This window comes from Azospira restricta (assembly GCF_016858125.1).
GTDB lineage: Bacteria > Pseudomonadota > Gammaproteobacteria > Burkholderiales > Rhodocyclaceae > Proximibacter > Proximibacter restrictus.
Map to the genome: position 1 here is coordinate 3,458,240 of NZ_CP064781.1, position 15,487 is coordinate 3,473,726.

The window sequence follows — 15,487 nt, forward strand, 5'->3', positions numbered from 1 at the left end:
CAGCTCCGTTCGTGGTGAGTAGCCTCGCACAGCAAGGCGTACCGAACCATGAGCGGCGCGCCACCCCCAACTCAAACCACACATCCCACCCCATAAACCCCGGCCCCGACCGCCACCCCATTCTTCACCGCCGTCATCTCCGCCAGGATCGCCACAGCGATCTCCGGCGGCGTGCGGCTGCCGATGGCGAGGCCGACCGGCCCGTGCAGGCGGTCGATCTCCTGCTGCGTCAGATCGAAATACTGCCGCAGCCGCTCGCGCCGCTTGGCGTTGTTCGCCCGCGAACCGAGCGCGCCGACGTAGAACGCCGGCGACTTCAGCGCTTCGAGCAGCGCCATGTCGTCGAGCTTGGGGTCGTGCGTCAGCGCGACGACGGCGCTGCGCGGGTCGAGCGCGAGTTCGGTGACCGCGTCGTCGGGCATCGCCAGCACGCGCTCGGTGCCCGGCACGTCCCAGCCGTCGGCGTATTCGCTGCGCGGGTCGCAGATGAAGACGCGGTAGCCAAGCGCCTGCGCCATCGTCGCCAGGTAGTGCGATATCTGCCCGGCGCCGATGATCAACAGCCGCCAGGCCGGGCCGTGCACGGTGACGAGCGTCTCGCCGTCCCACTGCTGCGCATCGCCCGCCGTGCCGTCCTCGACGGCGACCTCGCCGCTGGCCAGCGACACCCGCCGCCGCGCCAGCTGGCCACGGCCGATGCGGGCCGCCAGCGTCGCCAGCAGGGCGGCATCCGGCACCGGCTCAAGCACCAGTTCGAGCGTGCCGCCGCAGGGCAGGCCGAAGCGGTGCGCCTCGTCGGCGGTGACGCCGTAGCGCAGCACGCGCGGCTCGCCGCTCGAAAACTCGCCGTCGAGCGCGCGGCGGATCAGGTCGTCCTCGATGCAGCCGCCGGAGACCGAGCCGACCACCTGCCCGTCGTCGCGCAGCACCATCCACGCGCCGGGCGGGCGCGGCGCCGAGCCCCAGGTGCGGGCGACGGTGACCAGCGCGAAGCGGTGGCCCTCGGCCGCCCAGCGGCGGGCGGCGTCTAGGACTTGGGTGTCGAGACTATCCATTTCAGTTCACTCCAAATCAACCCCGTCATTCCGGCGAAAGCCGGAATCCAGAAATGGCCCACGAACTGGATTCCGGCTTTCGCCGGAATGACGGGTGTTTTGGCATCGTCTCCATTACGCCGCCAGTTCGCGCGTATCGAACGGCAGCCGGTGCAGCCGCTTGCCCGTCGCCGCGGCGATCGCATTCGCCACCGCCGGCGCCACCGGCGGCACGCCGGGTTCGCCGATGCCGGTCGGCGCCGCGCCGGAGGGCACGATGTGCACCTCGACCCTGGGCATCTCGTTGATGCGCAGGATAGTGAAGCCGTCGAAGTTACCCTGCTCGACGCGGCCGGCCTTGAGCGTGATCGCCTCGTTCAGCGAACTCAACGCGAAGCCGATGCCGCCCTCGACCTGCGAGCGCACGTTGTCCGGGTTGATCGCCGTGCCGCAGTCGACGCCGCTGACGACGCGGTCGACTGTGAACGAGCCGTCGGCCTTCACCGTGACTTCGGCGACGTGCGCGACGTAGGAGTTGAACGACTCGTGCACCGCGATGCCGCGGCCGCGCCGCTCGCCGGGGGCGGCCTTCAGCGGCGTGCCCCAGCCCGCCTTCTCCGCCGCCAATTTGAGGGCCGCGGCGTGGCGCGGGTGGGCGGCGAGCAGTTCGAGGCGCAGCGCCAGCGGGTCCTTGTTCATCGCCGCCGCCACCTCGTCGAGGAAGGCCTCGGTCGAGAAGGCGGTGTGCGAGGAGCCGACCGAGCGCCACCACAGCACCGGCACGCCGATGTCGCGCGGCGTGTGCAGGTCCACGGTCAGGTTCGGGATCGCGTACGGCAGGTTCGACGCGCCCTCGACCGAGACCGCGTCGATGCCATCCTTGACCATCATCGACTCGAACGGCGAGCCGATCAGGATCGACTGCCCGACCAGCCGGTGGCGCCAGCCGGCGAGCTTGCCGTCCTGGTCGATCGCCGCCTCCAGCGCGTGGTGGAAGAGCGGCCGGTAGTAGCCGCCGCGCATGTCGTCCTCGCGCAGCCAGACCAGCTTCACCGGGGCGTGGCCGTCGCGTTTGCCAGCCCTCGCCTTGACGATCTGCGCCGCCTCCAGCACGTAGTCCGAATCCTTGTTGGCGCGGCGGCCGAAGCTGCCGCCGGCGTAGAGCATGTTGATCTTCACCTGCTCCGGCGGCAGGCCGAAGAGCTGCGCCAGCGCGTGCTGGTCGCCGGTGTGCAGCTGCTCGCCGTTCCACACCTCGCAGCCGCCGGCCGACAGCTGGATCACGCAGTTCAGCGGCTCCATCGCCGCGTGCGCGAGGTACGGGAAGTCGTAGGCCGCGCGCACCACCTTCGCCGCGCCAGCGAAAGCCTTCGCGCTGTCACCGGTCTGCTTGGCCACCAGCCCCGGCGTCTTCGCCAGCTCCTTGTAGCGGGCGAGGATCTCGTCGCTGCCGAGCTTGAACGCGGCGCTCTCGTCCCACTCCACCGTGAGCGCGTCGCGGCCCTTCTTGGCGCTCCAGGTGTCCTTGGCCAGCACGGCGACGCCCTGCGGAATCTGCACGACGTCGACGACGCCCTTCACCGCCTTCGTCTTGCTCGCGTCGAACGACTTCACCTTGGCCCCGAACAGCGGCGGGTGCGCGACGACGGCGACCAGCATGCCGGGCAGGAACACGTCCTGCGTGAACTTCGCGGTGCCGTTGGTCTTCGCCGCCGAATCCTTGCGCTTGGCCTGCTTGCCGATCAGCCGGAAATCCTTCGGGTCCTTCAGCTTCACCTCGGCCGGCACCGGCGACTTCGCCGCCTCCGCCGCCAGTTGCCCGAAGCTCGCCTTGCGGCCGCTGGCCGGGTGACTGACCACGCCGTTGCTGACGACGATGTCGGCTTCACTCACCTGCCACTTGCGCGCCGCCGCCGCGACCAGCATCGCCCGCCCAGCGGCGCCGGCTTTGCGCAGCTGCTCCCACGAGTTGGCCATCGCCGTGCTGCCGCCGGTGCCCTGCGCCGGGCCCCAGAACAGGTTGTTGTAGCGCTTGGCGTCGGCCGGCGCGCCCTCGACGCGCACCTGGCTCCAGTCCGCATCCAGCTCCTCGGCGAGGATCGTGGCCAGGCCGGTGTAGGTGCCCTGCCCCATTTCGAGGTGCTTGGAGATCACCGTCACGCTGTTGTCGGTGCCGATGCGCAGGAAGGCGTTCGGCTCAAAGTTCACCGGCGCCGCCAGCCCGGCACCCGCCTTGCCTGGCCCGGCGGCGGGCAGCTTCTCGGCGGCGAAAGTAGGCAGGCAGAAGCCCAGCGTCAGGCCGGCGCCGCCCTGCAGGAAGCGGCGGCGGCTGAGGTTCAGGAATTCGGAATTTTCGGTATGCGTGTTCATCGCCGCCCTCCTCACGCCAATGCCTTGGCGGCTTCGTGGATCGCCGCGCGGATGCGCACGTAGGTCGCGCAGCGGCACAGGTTGCCGCCCATCGCGTTGTCGATGTCGGCGTCGGTCGGCTTGCGGTTCTCGGAGAGCAGCGCCACCGCGCTCATGATCTGGCCGGACTGGCAGTAGCCGCACTGCACGACGTCGAGCTTGCGCCAGGCCTCCTGCACCGCCTTGCCTACTTTTCCGGAATCGACCGCCTCGACCGTAGTGATTTTCTTCCCGGCCACCGCCGACACCGGCGTCACGCAGGAACGGATCGGCGCGCCGTCCAGATGCACCGTGCACGCGCCGCACAGCGCCTGGCCGCAGCCGTATTTGGTGCCGGTGAGCTGCAGCGTATCGCGCAAGGCCCACAGCAGCGGCGTATCCGGCGCCACGTCGAGCGCCACCGCCTTGCCGTTCACGTTCAATCGGATCATCTCTGCCTCCTTCGGGGGTTGGAGTGACGACGCCGGACGGCGCCGTGAAATGCCTGCAGTGTGCGCGCGGCGCGGCCGCCGCCGATAACCCAAAACTACGAACTTATTGCCTGATCCTCCGGAAATCGGCCGGAAATCATCACTACGCCTCGCCGCCGGCAAGCAAAAGGACTACGCTTGCCGCCATGGACAATCCCGTTCTGACCCACCCCCGCGAAAATGATTCCGTGGCCGCGCATCTGGCTGAAACGATGGCCCGCCAGCGCGCCGAGCTGGCGGCGATCATCGGCCGCCACTGCCGTGCCGACGGCCCCTGCGAAACGCCGATCCCGGGCCTTGCGCTGTTCCGCGGCTCGAATACCGCGACGCCGACCTGCACCGTCGTCCCCTCGGTGTTCGCGATCATGGCCCAGGGCGCCAAGCGCCTGCAGGTCGGCGACGATGTCTACGAGTACGACGCGCGGCACTACATGATCTCGTCGGTCGACCTGCCGATGTCCTCGCGCATCACCTGCGCCTCGGCCGCCGAGCCCTACCTCGGCTTCGCCCTCATGCTCGATTCGCGCACGCTCGCCGAACTCACCGCGTCGCTGCCGCCCGACCGCGGCACGCTGCCGGTCGACCGCGGCATCGCCATCGGCGAACTCAGCGCCGACATCCAGAACGCCGCGCTGCGCCTCGCGCGCCTGCTCGACGCGCCGCAGGACATCCCGGTGCTGGCCCCGATCATCACGAAGGAACTGCTCTACCGCCTGCTCACCGGCCCGCTCGGCGCCCGCCTGCGCCAGGCGGTGATCGCCGGCAGCCACAGCCAGCAGATCGCGCGCGCCATCGACTGGCTGCGCAGCAACCTCGACCAGAGCGCGAGCATCGACCAGCTGGCCGAGCTCGCCAACATGAGCCGCTCGTCGCTGCACCACCACTTCAAGGCGCTGACCGCGATGACCCCGGTGCAATACCAGAAGCAGCTGCGCCTGCAGGAAGCGCGCCGGCTGATGCTGGCCGAAGACCACGACGCCGCCACCGCCGCCCACCGCGTCGGCTACGAAAGCGCCTCCCAGTTCAGCCGCGAATACCGCCGCCAGTTCGGCCGCCCGCCGGCCAGCGACGTCGCCGAACTGCGGCGGAACGGCGGCTGAGCGGCGTTGTCTCTCCAGCGTAGTGCTTTACACAGCCCCTCCCCCTTCGCCCCGAAGGAAGTCCCCCTGGGGGACAAGGGGGAGGCCGGGAGGGGGATGGGGTCAAACCAGCATTCCCCCGCATAGAGCCGGCACCCACACGCCAACCATGAACTTCCTAGCCCACGCCTACCTCGCCGGCAACGACCCCGCCCTGATCGTCGGCGGCGTCGTCGGCGACTGGATCAAGGGCCCACTCCCCGGCACGCTGCCCGCCGACCTCGCCCGCGGCGTCGCGCTGCACCGCGCCATCGACAGCCACGCCGAAACCCACCCGGCCTTCTGCCGCAGCCGCAACCGCATGTCGCCCGCCCGGCGCCGCTACGCCGGCGTGCTCGTCGACATCTTCTACGACCACCTGCTCGCCCGCGACTGGGCGCAGCACCACGACGCCGCGCTCGCCGACTACTGCGCAGAGGTCTACCGCCTGATCGACGAACGCCTGATCGACCTGCCCGAACCCGCGCGCCACGTGCTGCGGCTGATGGCAAGCGAGGATTGGCTGCAGAGCTATGCGGAAATCGACAGCATCGCCGACGTGCTACGCCGCATGTCGCGGCGTGCGCGGCAGCCGAATCCACTGGTGGGGGGTGAGGAGGAATTCGTCGCGGACGCGGGGGGGTTCGAAGAGGATTTCAGGGTATGGCTGGAAGATGCACGGGGCTTGTGGCGGGGTGGCGAGAAGCACGCGCTTGTTGATAAAGATGGGCAGAATTTAAATTTAAAGCCCAACCAGTAGGCCATTTGTTGGCTCAAGCAGTCATTGGGTTTACGTACCACCAACGGCCACAATGAATAGGTCAATGGTCGCCGGTTAGGAAATTGGGGCGAACAACCATGTGGTTCTTAATGCCATTGTCCGGCTCTGACCCAGTGCTCCCATTCTCTTCATCCAAAACGGCACTACAGGTACCGAAGTGCAACCGACGCTTCCGGCGATCTGCCCCCTCATCAGGGACACCGCTGTTACTTTCATAGCCTTTTGCACTTTACATGCATCGTGATCTTGGTAGCATGCGCGTGGCATTACTGTTCGGCTGAGAAATACCGAGGAGAGGGAAGAATGACAACATTTTCGGCAGCGCCTCAAGCACTAGGTTACCTTTATCAGGCACGTGTTGCCCTTGCACTACTGCTCGAATCACCTGACGAAGCTTACCTGAGGGTTGAAGCACTCGATGACATCGATATATCCAATGCGGTAATAGCCGGTTCGCTTTCCCTGATACAGCTAAAGCATCACACTGGTGAGGCCACCCTGACCGATGCAAGCACAGACCTGTGGAAAAGCTTGCGTGTTTGGTCCGAGCAAGCAAAGGCTGCAAAATTTTCCCTTGATAATGCAAAAATAATTCTCTTTACTACCGCAAAAATAGGGGCCGGAAGCATAGCTTCGCTGTTAGGTGATTCGAAACGCGACCTTAACAAGGCCGAGACAAAGCTCTTAAACGTTGCTTCCACCTCCGGAAATAAATCTCTAAAAGAAGCTTTTGATGCGTTCAAAGAATTGACTGAGGCTCAAAGGAAAGCCCTCTTGGCGGCAATCCATATCGTTGGGGGGCATCCTGATATCGCAGGAGTAAAAAAGAAGATTGATCAACAACTTCGCCTTGCGGTTCGTGCCAAGTACTTGGCGCCATTCTCAGAGAGAGTAGAGGGTTGGTGGACCGATAAGGTCATCCTTCATCTGCTCGCAAAAACGCCTTCTTACGCAAATGGCATTTCTGGTTTCGAATTGCATGAGTACGTTGCGTCAGTGGCTGAAACCTTTCATGACGAAAGTCTGCCAATTGATTACGACAGTCTGGGGATGACGGATGATGAGGTCGATGCGAGCCGGAATCGACAATATGTTAAGCAGCTAGAAGCCATTCAAGCGGGTACTAGGACGATTAGAAAAGCCATCTTTGACTATCATCGGGCCTATAACCAGCGGCATAGATGGCTTAGAGACAGCCTTGTATTTCCCCGGGAATTAGAAAAATATGAAGAGCGGTTGAGCGACGAATGGGAGCGCTATTTTGACCATAACTTCTCTGATACCGATGCCTCGGATCCGCAGGCATTGATAGCGGCGGGGAAGGCAGTTCTTAAATGGGCGGAAATGGAGTGCACGCTCCGAATTAGGCCGCGAGTCGAGGCCGACTTCGTAAGACGAGGCAGTTTCCATATTCTTGCTGACAAAGAGCCTCCTGGCATCTATTGGCATCCTAAATTCCAAGAGCTAATGACCCAGACGATGTCGGCGGCGGCGACAGCATGATGATGGGCAAGATATGGGGCCGGCGACCTCCTGATGTTGCCAATCTGTTTAATCCAGCGTTTTGCGCCACGCTGCTGAACCGGGTGGCATCTGGCTACCATGGGGATATCGAACGGGGGCTGGCTTATCCTCTTTCTTTCGTGGCGTTGCCGCTGATCTTGCATCCCACCTCTGCTGATCTGTTACCCCCAACATCTCGCACCAAATTTCACAATTGGCTTCTAGAAAACCCAGAAGTGTTGTTCGGATTTTCGGAGCGTGCAAGGGAGATGGCCCCGATAGTTCGTGAGGCGATTTCATTTGGTCTGCGTTATGACATTCTACGTTTGGACGCGGAGAAGGCTCTTATTCCAATGACTTCGCGCGAATTGAAGCAGTGGGAAAAAATGCCCTACAACAAAAATTTTTCTAAAAACGCGCAGATTTTGGGCAAGTTGCTTACACAAGTTAAGGACGTGCCGACAACTTTCGCCCTCTTTGGAGTTCGTCCATGACGATGCAAATAAGATCAATCATCCTGTATCACAAAGACGGAAGAACGAGGGTGCTTCCATTTCGCCTTGGAAAGTTAAACGTAATAACAGGGCAATCTAGGACAGGAAAGTCGGCAATTATAGATATCGTCGACTATTGCCTAGGTAGGAGCACCTTTAATATTTTCGAGGGGGTTAACCGCGACATTATCGGCTGGTACGCGGTGATGCTTCGCGTGAACGAGAGCGATGTTTTCTGTGCCAAACCTGCCCCTCGAGGAAATGCGGCGACTCAGTCTGGCGCGTTTTTCAAGATTGGGTCCGTACTGGAGCCGCCGGGTTTCCAAGAGTTAGAGGTAAATACAAATGACGAAGGCCTGACGCGGCAGCTCTCGGCGATGTTGGGTGTTTCGCCAAATCTCAGCACCCCCGGCGAGAATCACACTCGTTCGCCCCTTGAAGCGACGATTGCCCATACGAAGTACTACCTGTTTCAGGAGCAAGGGGAAATTGCAAACAGGGCGTTCTTGTTCCACCGGCAGGGCGAGCAGTTCATGCCGCAAGCAATCAAGGACACGCTCCCTTACTTGCTCGGCGCGGTACCGGAGGATCGGTTGGCGCTTATGCAGGAAGAGCGAAATTTGCGGAGACAACTAAAGCTATTTGAAAGACGTGAACGCGAGGCGTCTTTTGTGGGCTCTAGCGAGCTCAGTCAAAGCCTCCAACTTATAGATGAAGCCAAGGTCGTTGGGCTCCTGCCTTCCGATCTTGATGCTTCATCTCCGTCAAAGGCAAGACAGCACCTGGAGTCTGCTCAACACTGGACCCCTTCCACACCAGATTTTCCGCCGGGGGAGAAATCTCAGCTTGAGCTCAATATGGAGCTTGATCGAGCAAGGCTTGAGTACAACGAGCTTTACGACGCGTTGGTGCAAGCACGCCACTTTCAACTCGAAGGAGAGGGATTTGCGGAAGCAGTAGGAGAACAAGCAGAGCGGCTAAAGGCGATCGGTATCATTCCCCACAGCGCCAACAGATCTTCCACGTGCCCTCTCTGCGGGAGTGACCAATTGAGTCCATCCGCAGAAGAGCTTCGGACAAGTCTCGATGGTTTGCAGCGAGACCTAGAGAATATTGAGGAGCAACGTCCCAGGCTTCTGGGGAAGCTAACGAATCTTGAAGAGCGAGTCGGCCAGGCCCGCCAGAAGGTGCAGACTCTTCAACGCCAGCTGAGGTTGGCTGTTGGTTCTGAGGACGATGCTCTCGCTCAACGAGATGTTCAAGCCCAGATTGCTCGCACTGTCGGCAGGATCAGTCTTTACCTGGAAAGCGTACAAGAGGTAGCACCAGATTCGAGCTTGCGGAACGAGATTGCTGCATTGAGAGCTCGAATCGAAGCGATTTCGGAGCAAGTCGACGAGGACTCAGTAGAGGCTGCAATGGCTTCACTCCTGAATCGCATTGGCCGTACGATGACAAAATTGGCTGATCGCCTAGAGTTGGAGTTTCGAGGCTGCCCTTACCGACTAGACGTTACCGGTCTTACCGTAATTGCGGATGCCGATAAACCAATCCCTATGCATAGAATGGGTAGCGGTGAGAACTGGCTTGGATGTCACCTCATCGCGCTGCTCGCTCTCCACAAGCATTTCGTCGAGAACAAGCGCCCTGTCCCAAGCTTCATGATCATCGACCAGCCATCGCAAGTCTACTTTCCCTCGACGGCTGCTTACAAGCAGCTGGATGGAACAAAGGAAGGGCTTGGAAACCTGCAACCGAACGATGCTGACATCAGTGCAGTCGGACGGATGTTCAAGACGCTGTACGATTTGGTCGATGAGCTTTCGCCCAGGTTCCAGATCATCGTCACTGAACACGCCAACCTTCCTGAAAGCTGGTATCAGGAGTCACTTGTCGAGCCGCCTTGGAGAGACGGTAGAGCGCTCATTCCTAAAGAGTGGTTGAAGCAGTGAATTGCCGCTACACCCACGACAGTATCGACGGACCGGCCATCCACTGAAAGACATCCGCTGGCAGCAAGCGAGCGCCGACGCCGGCGGAGGATGAAGCCGATCAATCGCCAGCGCCTTACGACTCTAACCACACACGAAAAAAGACCCGCTACGTAAGCGGGTCAAATCTCTCGCCTTCAGGAGGAGGGGAAAAGAAAAGGCGAGAAGGAGGTAGCAGTATCCTCACGCGCCAGCTGCCGCGCTGCGCGGCACCGGGCGGTCGACGACGCCAGCCCGATCGCTAGAGCAGCACCGTGATCTCTTCGCGACGCACCAGGTCTTTCTCGAGTTGCAGCCCGTCCATCGCCAGTGCATCGTGCGCGGCGAGGAGCCCGACGGGCTTACCGCTGTCGTCGACGACCGGCATGTGCCGGAAGCCGCCTTCGTACATCAGATGCAGGGCGTGGCCGAACGGCTTGTCGATGTGCATGACCCGCGGGTCACGGGTCATGACTGTCGACACCGCCATCGTGTCGAGCGGGGCGCTCAGGGCGACGCAACGGAAGACGATGTCGCGCTCGGTGAGGATGCCGAGGAGTCGGTCGCGCCCGTCAACGACGAGGACGGCGGACGATTTCCATTCCTTCATGATGAAGGCACATTCGCGGATGGTGTTGGAGGGCAAGGCAACGGGGAACGGACGATTGCCTATCACTTCGCGTATCGGTCGGTAAGGCATGGCATCTCCTTTCGCTAAAGCAAAGCAGATGAGTCCAGTTGGGCCTTGCGCACCATTGGCCGTAGGCCAAGGGCATCAGTACCGAAGGTCGTGGCGCAAGGTCTGCGAGAGACTGACTGCTTCACGCCGGAAATACTCGCAACATTCGCGCCAATCCGACCGAAAATCAAAAACCCAATGAATACAGGCGGGTATCTTTTTCACGCAAATTTCCTTGCGGGAAAAACGCACCCGACTGGGTTCAGGCAGCGATCGTTCCAACCAAAGTGGTGCGCACCGGCCTGGCCATGACTATCGATTCCGGGCCTGCGCCAGACCTGCGCATAGGCATGGGAAACCGGCAAGGTAGCGGTGCCCGTGCGGCTGGCAACAGCCCGCCGCATTGCACCCCGGCCAAGCGCCCGGACGCATTCACGGACGGCATGCGTGACATGCACGACTTTCGTTTGAGCGCCCTCCGCTTCCTACCATGCCTATCAGCGACACTCCCGACAGGCACCCGGCATGGACCAGCGCGTTTCCACCGCACAAGCGATCACCTTCCCCGCCGCCGACGGCTACCCGCTGAAGGGCTTCCGCTGGCAGCACGCGAACGTCGACGTCGCGCGACCGGTGGTCGTCATCAACGCGGCGACTTCGGTGCGCTGCCGCTATTACGCGCGCTTCGCGGCGATGCACGCGCCGACGCTGGCGATGAGCCTCTCCGACGACGAGTTCGGTACGGTCGCGGCGATCCGCCGCCTGCTCGGCTATTACCGCAACAGCGCGCGCACGCACCTGCACCTGCGCCCCGAGGCGATCGGCGAAAAGCAGGTCGGCCACTTCGCGTTCTTCAACAGCCGCTACGAGCAGACGCTGTGGCGGATTCCGCTGGAATGGCTGCGCCACGGCCGCCTGCCGGCGCAGCCGCAGGGCGAGGTGCAGACGCTGCGGGCGCAAGCGCGCGCCTGAAGCGGCAGGCGCCACGACGCAGCACGCGTCGCCCACGGCGCGAACGATTGCCCCGGCGAAGCGCTGCCGCCGGCGCTACCCGTGCGCAGGTTGAAGCCTCGTCTTGCCCCACCGCTTCTCCAGCGCGCCGGACGCGGCCGCCTTCAGGAGTTTCTGGAAGCTCGGGCATTCCGCATGGCTCGGCGCCGGGCAGGCGGCGGCGTGGCGCAGGCCGTTGCTCACGGCGCGCAGGCGCTTGATCAGCGCGTCGATTTCGACCGCCTTGGCCAGCAGCAGCTGCCGGTCGATGTTCGGCGGGCCGTACGGCGAGAGCATCGAGCGGATTTCGTCGAGCGACAGCCCCGCCGCCTGGCCGAGCGCGATCAGCGCCAGCTGGTCGAGCACGCCCGGCGCATAGCTGCGGCGGGCACCCTTCTCGCGCACCGAAGCGATCAGCCCCTTCTGCTCGTAGTAGCGCAGCGCCGACGACGGGATGCCGGTGCGCTTGCTGACTTCCGAAATATCCATCGCACAGCCCTTGACTTGAAGTTGACTTCAACTTCTACAGTGCATTCCACGAGCTTGGTCGTCAACCGCGAAGGAGTGCGTCATGGCATCGCTGCAGGAAATTTCGAGGGTCGTTCTCATCGGGTGCGGCGCCACGCTGCTCATGGACCTCTGGCTGATGGCGCTGAAGCGGGCCGGCGTGCCGACGCTGAACTTCGCCTTCATCGGCCGCTGGGTCGGGCACCTGTGCCGCGGCCGCGTGGCGCACGCCGCGATCGGCGCCGCGCCGCCGGTACGGCACGAGGTCGGGCTGGGCTGGCTGACGCACTACGCGGTCGGCGTCGCGTTCGCGCTGCTGCTGGTCGGCGTGTTCGGGCGCGACTGGATTTCGGCGCCGACGCTGGCGCCGGCCGTCGCGGTCGGCGTCGGCACGGTGGTCTTCCCGTTGTTCGTCATGCAGCCGGCGATGGGCCTGGGGATTGCGGCGTCGAGGACCGCCACCCCGTTCCGGAACGCCCTCCGGAGCCTGATCAACCACCTCGTCTTCGGCCTCGGCCTGTTCCTCTCCGCGCGCTTCATCGAATGGGTTTCGCGATGAAGGCGCCGTTCCCCGCAAAGAAACCCCTATCCCAGCAAGAGGTGTTTTCATGATTCCCAAAAAGTACGGTCCCATGCTGTTCAGCCTGATTCTCTCCGGGCTGATGTCGCTGCTGGTGTCGGGAATTGCCACGTTCCGCGCCACCGGCCCGGCCGACGGCGTCGTCGGCCTGTGGCTTTCCGCCTGGCTGACGGCCTGGCTGGTGGCGTTTCCGGCGGTGATGCTGGTAGCGCCGCTGGCGCAGCGGGTTGTGCGCGCGCTGGTCGTCGAGCGCTGACGGCGGCCGCCTGCGCCGGACGCACGCGGGCACGCACGCAACTTCATGGCCGGGTCGGCGGTCGAATCTGCCGACCCGGGCCGGGAGCGCCCGGGCGCCATCCGACGAACCCGCCCCGCAAGGAACCGCCATGTCCGCCGCCACCCCCACCGTCAAGGCCGTGCTCGAAGACACGCCGTATCTCGTTTCCTTCACCGACGACCTCGGCCACGCGTGGTGCGCCGACGAGCCGGCCGAACTCGGCGGCGGCAACGCCGGGCCGACGCCGGAGCGGCTGGTGCTGTCCAGCCTCGGCGCGTGCACGGCGATCACGCTGCAGATGGTCGCCGCGCGCCGGCAGCTGCCGCTGACCGGCATCGAGGTGGTGCTGCAGCTGACCCCGGGCGGCAAGCCGGAAGCGGGCAACGACATCGTGCGCCGGATCGCGCTGCACGGCGAACTGAACGAGGAGCAGCGGGCGCAGCTGCTGAAGGCGGCGAACGCCTGCCCGATGCACAAGCTGCTGACCGGCGAGATCCGCATCGATACCGCGCTGACGGGCTGACGGCGGCGACCGCCCCGCGCCTCCCGCGCGCGGGAACCCGCCGTCGATTCCGGCGTCACTCCCGATACCCCCCCACCGACGAGGCCCGCCGATGAACACCCCCGACCACAACCCCGCCCTCGACCTCGCCTTCGAACGCTACGTCGAGCTCCCCGCCGAGAAACTGTGGGCCGCGTGGACCACGCCCGAACTGCTGCTGCCGTGGTTCTGCCCGCGGCCGTGGACGACCATCGCCTGCGAGATCGACCTGCGTCCCGGCGGCATCTTCAGCACGGTGATGCGCTCGCCCGAGGGGCAGGAATTCCCGGGCATCGGCTGCTATCTCGAGCTGCTGCCGAACCGGCGGCTGGTATGGACCAACGCGCTCGGCCCGGGCTTCCGGCCGGTGCCGGCGAAGGAGGTCGAGGACTTCTTCTTTTTCACCGGCATCGTCAGCTTCACGCCGCAGGGCAGCGGCACGCGGTACGGCGCGCGCGTCGTGCACGGCACGGCGGAGGATTGCCGGAAGCACGCGGCGCTGGGCTTCGAGCAGGGCTGGGGGATCGCGCTCGACCAGCTGGTCGAGTTCATGAAGACGCGCTAGCGCGCCACGCGCCGACCGCCGGCGGCAGCCATTCCTTTTTTGCATGCATCGACCGCAAATATTTCGTTTGAGCGGCCGGCCCGCCGCGCGTTAAATCGAAGCCGCGGGCGGACACGCCGGCACCTTCATTCGCGCAGGAAACACGAGGTCGGATCATGGAAAGAGAAGAGGACAACAGCCGCGGCGGGCGCGGCGACTTCTGGCTGCTGGTGCTGGCCGGCGGCGCGATCATCGGCATGGCGATGGGCATCCGCCACGCGCAGGGCATCTTCCTGCTGCCGATCACGCTCGACCGCGACTGGTCGCGCGAGGCCTTCGGTTTCGCCATCGCCGTGCAGAACCTGGTCTGGGGCCTCGCCCAGCCGCTCACCGGGATGATCGCCGACCGCTTCGGCGCGCGCCGCGTGCTGGTCGGCGGGCTGCTGCTCTACGCCGGCGGGCTGCTGCTGATGTCGCAGGCGCAGACGCCGACGGCGTTCACGCTGACCGCCGGGCTGTGCCTCGGCGTCGCGCTGTCCGGTTCGGCCTTCGCCGTGGTCTATGGCGCGATCAGCCGGCTGGTGCCGGCGGCGCAGCGCAGCCGTGCGCTCGGCGCCACCGGCGCCATCGGCGGCCTCGGGCTGTTCTTCATGGTGCCGCTGTCGCAGGGGCTGATCGGCATGCTCGGCTGGGCCGGCGCGCTGGTCGCGCTGGGCATCGCCTGCGCGCTGCTGCTGCCGGCGACGCTGCCGCTGAACGACCGCCCGGCGGCCTCCGCCGCGCATCGGCAGAGCCTGTCGGCGGCGCTGCGCGAGGCCTTCGCGCACAAGGGTTTCTGGCTGCTCAATCTGGGCTTCCTCGCCTGCGGCTTCCAGCTCGCGTTCATCGCCACGCACCTGCCGGCCTACCTCGCCGACCGCGGGCTGTCGGCCAACCACGCGGCGGCCGGGCTGGCCATCATCGCGCTCGCCAACGTCGCCGGCACCTACGTCTGCGGCTGGCTCGGCGGACTGCACCGGCGCAAGCACCTGCTCGCCTACATCTACCTGCTGCGCGCGGCGGCGATGGCGGCCTTCGTGCTGCTGCCGCTGAGCCCGTGGAGCCTGTACGTCTTCTGCGCGGTGATGGGCTTCATCTGGCTGGGCACGGTGCCGCTGACCAGCGGCCTGCTGTCGCAGGTGTTCGGCGTGCAGTACATCACGACGCTGTTCGGCCTGGTGTTCTTCGGCCACCAGCTCGGCTCCTTCCTCGGCGTCTGGCTCGGCGGCTACCTGTTCGACGCGACCGCGTCCTACGACCTGGTGTGGCTGATCGGCATCGGCCTCGGCGTGATCGCCGCGCTGCTGCACTGGCCGATCGACGACCGCGAGATCGTGCGCGGCCCGGCGGCGGCGCCGGCATGAAGCCGCTGCGCGTGCTGGCGGCGGCGGCGCTGTGCGGCGCCGTGGCCCTCGCCTTCGCCGGCTGGCTGGCGCCGGACAACGCGTTCGCGCTGGCGTCGGCGCTGGCCTTCTGCCAGTAAAAAAGCCCGACCGGAGTCGGGCTTTCATCTGCCGTCGGGCGACGGGGGAGGCGTCCTGCGCGCCCCTG

The 15,487-nt window shown here is 64.6% G+C and carries 17 protein-coding genes; 12 read left to right on the forward strand and 5 right to left on the reverse strand.

From position 1 onward, the window contains the following. Positions 1-71 precede the first annotated feature (71 nt). The 3 genes from IWH25_RS16455 to IWH25_RS16465 form a co-directional block, all read right to left on the reverse strand. Positions 72-1,055, reverse strand: a complete 984-nt coding sequence (locus IWH25_RS16455; RefSeq protein WP_203386842.1) for an XdhC family protein — start codon at positions 1,053-1,055, stop codon at positions 72-74. A 114-nt stretch (positions 1,056-1,169) separates the two neighbouring features. Further along, positions 1,170-3,404 (reverse strand): xanthine dehydrogenase family protein molybdopterin-binding subunit, encoded by a 2,235-nt coding sequence (locus IWH25_RS16460; protein WP_203386843.1) that lies wholly within the window; start codon positions 3,402-3,404, stop codon positions 1,170-1,172. 11 nt (positions 3,405-3,415) lie between these two features. Beyond that, positions 3,416-3,874 carry a (2Fe-2S)-binding protein gene (locus IWH25_RS16465; protein ID WP_203386844.1) on the reverse strand — a complete coding sequence of 153 codons (459 nt, stop codon included), beginning with the start codon at positions 3,872-3,874 and terminating at the stop codon, positions 3,416-3,418. Positions 3,875-4,101: 227 nt separating this feature from the next. Here IWH25_RS16465 and IWH25_RS16470 point away from each other — a divergent pair, with 227 nt between their 5' ends. The 5 genes from IWH25_RS16470 (at position 4,102) to IWH25_RS16490 (ending at position 9,761) form a co-directional block, all read left to right on the forward strand. After that, on the forward strand, positions 4,102-5,013 hold the full coding sequence (locus IWH25_RS16470) for an AraC family transcriptional regulator (protein ID WP_238998937.1): 912 nt from the start codon (positions 4,102-4,104) through the stop codon (positions 5,011-5,013). A 148-nt stretch (positions 5,014-5,161) separates the two neighbouring features. Then, positions 5,162-5,791 (forward strand): acyl carrier protein phosphodiesterase, encoded by a 630-nt coding sequence (locus IWH25_RS16475; protein WP_203386846.1) that lies wholly within the window; start codon positions 5,162-5,164, stop codon positions 5,789-5,791. 324 nt (positions 5,792-6,115) lie between these two features. Beyond that, positions 6,116-7,315 carry an ABC-three component system protein gene (locus IWH25_RS16480; protein ID WP_203386847.1) on the forward strand — a complete coding sequence of 400 codons (1,200 nt, stop codon included), beginning with the start codon at positions 6,116-6,118 and terminating at the stop codon, positions 7,313-7,315. Further along, a complete protein-coding gene (locus IWH25_RS16485) occupies positions 7,312-7,809 on the forward strand; it encodes a three component ABC system middle component (RefSeq protein ID WP_203386848.1) in 498 nt (165 codons plus the stop codon). The genes IWH25_RS16480 and IWH25_RS16485 overlap by 4 nt, the downstream gene beginning before the upstream one ends. Continuing rightward, positions 7,806-9,761, forward strand: a complete 1,956-nt coding sequence (locus IWH25_RS16490; RefSeq protein WP_203386849.1) for a DUF3732 domain-containing protein — start codon at positions 7,806-7,808, stop codon at positions 9,759-9,761. Before IWH25_RS16485 ends, IWH25_RS16490 begins: the two co-directional genes overlap by 4 nt. A 280-nt stretch (positions 9,762-10,041) precedes the next feature. On the opposite strand, the gene IWH25_RS16495 is transcribed toward IWH25_RS16490, so the two are convergent. Continuing rightward, positions 10,042-10,479: a CBS domain-containing protein gene (locus IWH25_RS16495; RefSeq protein WP_203386850.1), complete on the reverse strand. Its 438-nt coding sequence runs from the start codon at positions 10,477-10,479 to the stop codon at positions 10,042-10,044. Between the two features lie 504 nt (positions 10,480-10,983). On the opposite strand from IWH25_RS16495, the gene IWH25_RS16500 reads away from it, so the two are divergent. Further along, on the forward strand, positions 10,984-11,430 hold the full coding sequence (locus tag IWH25_RS16500; RefSeq protein WP_203386851.1) for a hypothetical protein: 447 nt from the start codon (positions 10,984-10,986) through the stop codon (positions 11,428-11,430). Positions 11,431-11,505: 75 nt separating this feature from the next. Here the strand turns inward: IWH25_RS16500 and IWH25_RS16505 are convergent, their stop codons facing one another. Further along, positions 11,506-11,937, reverse strand: a complete 432-nt coding sequence (locus IWH25_RS16505; protein WP_203386852.1) for a helix-turn-helix domain-containing protein — start codon at positions 11,935-11,937, stop codon at positions 11,506-11,508. 82 nt (positions 11,938-12,019) lie between these two features. On the opposite strand from IWH25_RS16505, the gene IWH25_RS16510 reads away from it, so the two are divergent. The 6 genes from IWH25_RS16510 (at position 12,020) to IWH25_RS19245 (ending at position 15,419) form a co-directional block, all read left to right on the forward strand. After that, positions 12,020-12,514 (forward strand): DUF2938 domain-containing protein, encoded by a 495-nt coding sequence (locus tag IWH25_RS16510; protein WP_203386853.1) that lies wholly within the window; start codon positions 12,020-12,022, stop codon positions 12,512-12,514. Between the two features lie 49 nt (positions 12,515-12,563). Then, entirely contained in the window at positions 12,564-12,791 is a 228-nt protein-coding gene (locus IWH25_RS16515; RefSeq protein WP_203386854.1) for a DUF2798 domain-containing protein, read from the forward strand. Positions 12,792-12,921: 130 nt separating this feature from the next. Next, positions 12,922-13,335, forward strand: a complete 414-nt coding sequence (locus IWH25_RS16520) for an OsmC family protein (RefSeq protein ID WP_203386855.1) — start codon at positions 12,922-12,924, stop codon at positions 13,333-13,335. A gap of 91 nt (positions 13,336-13,426) precedes the next feature. Then, a complete protein-coding gene (locus tag IWH25_RS16525) occupies positions 13,427-13,918 on the forward strand; it encodes an SRPBCC family protein (RefSeq protein ID WP_203386856.1) in 492 nt (163 codons plus the stop codon). 155 nt (positions 13,919-14,073) lie between these two features. Continuing rightward, positions 14,074-15,300 carry an MFS transporter gene (locus IWH25_RS16530; RefSeq protein WP_238998938.1) on the forward strand — a complete coding sequence of 409 codons (1,227 nt, stop codon included), beginning with the start codon at positions 14,074-14,076 and terminating at the stop codon, positions 15,298-15,300. Next, complete coding sequence (locus IWH25_RS19245) at positions 15,297-15,419, forward strand: hypothetical protein (RefSeq protein WP_275403822.1); 123 nt, start codon at positions 15,297-15,299, stop codon at positions 15,417-15,419. Before IWH25_RS16530 ends, IWH25_RS19245 begins: the two co-directional genes overlap by 4 nt. Positions 15,420-15,487: the final 68 nt, after the last annotated feature.

Bases quoted from the DNA above. Each gene is read 5' to 3' on its own strand.
- IWH25_RS16455 (WP_203386842.1), bottom strand. From the start codon at position 1,055: ATGGATAGTCTCGACACCCAAGTCCTAGACGCCGCCCGCCGCTGGGCG.
- IWH25_RS16460 (WP_203386843.1), bottom strand. From the start codon at position 3,404: ATGAACACGCATACCGAAAATTCCGAATTCCTGAACCTCAGCCGCCGC.
- IWH25_RS16465 (WP_203386844.1), bottom strand. From the start codon at position 3,874: ATGATCCGATTGAACGTGAACGGCAAGGCGGTGGCGCTCGACGTGGCG.
- IWH25_RS16475 (WP_203386846.1), top strand. From the start codon at position 5,162: ATGAACTTCCTAGCCCACGCCTACCTCGCCGGCAACGACCCCGCCCTG.
- IWH25_RS16480 (WP_203386847.1), top strand. From the start codon at position 6,116: ATGACAACATTTTCGGCAGCGCCTCAAGCACTAGGTTACCTTTATCAG.
- IWH25_RS16485 (WP_203386848.1), top strand. From the start codon at position 7,312: ATGATGATGGGCAAGATATGGGGCCGGCGACCTCCTGATGTTGCCAAT.
- IWH25_RS16490 (WP_203386849.1), top strand. From the start codon at position 7,806: ATGACGATGCAAATAAGATCAATCATCCTGTATCACAAAGACGGAAGA.
- IWH25_RS16495 (WP_203386850.1), bottom strand. From the start codon at position 10,479: ATGCCTTACCGACCGATACGCGAAGTGATAGGCAATCGTCCGTTCCCC.
- IWH25_RS16500 (WP_203386851.1), top strand. From the start codon at position 10,984: ATGGACCAGCGCGTTTCCACCGCACAAGCGATCACCTTCCCCGCCGCC.
- IWH25_RS16505 (WP_203386852.1), bottom strand. From the start codon at position 11,937: ATGGATATTTCGGAAGTCAGCAAGCGCACCGGCATCCCGTCGTCGGCG.
- IWH25_RS16510 (WP_203386853.1), top strand. From the start codon at position 12,020: ATGGCATCGCTGCAGGAAATTTCGAGGGTCGTTCTCATCGGGTGCGGC.
- IWH25_RS16515 (WP_203386854.1), top strand. From the start codon at position 12,564: ATGATTCCCAAAAAGTACGGTCCCATGCTGTTCAGCCTGATTCTCTCC.
- IWH25_RS16520 (WP_203386855.1), top strand. From the start codon at position 12,922: ATGTCCGCCGCCACCCCCACCGTCAAGGCCGTGCTCGAAGACACGCCG.
- IWH25_RS16525 (WP_203386856.1), top strand. From the start codon at position 13,427: ATGAACACCCCCGACCACAACCCCGCCCTCGACCTCGCCTTCGAACGC.
- IWH25_RS16530 (WP_238998938.1), top strand. From the start codon at position 14,074: ATGGAAAGAGAAGAGGACAACAGCCGCGGCGGGCGCGGCGACTTCTGG.
- IWH25_RS19245 (WP_275403822.1), top strand. From the start codon at position 15,297: ATGAAGCCGCTGCGCGTGCTGGCGGCGGCGGCGCTGTGCGGCGCCGTG.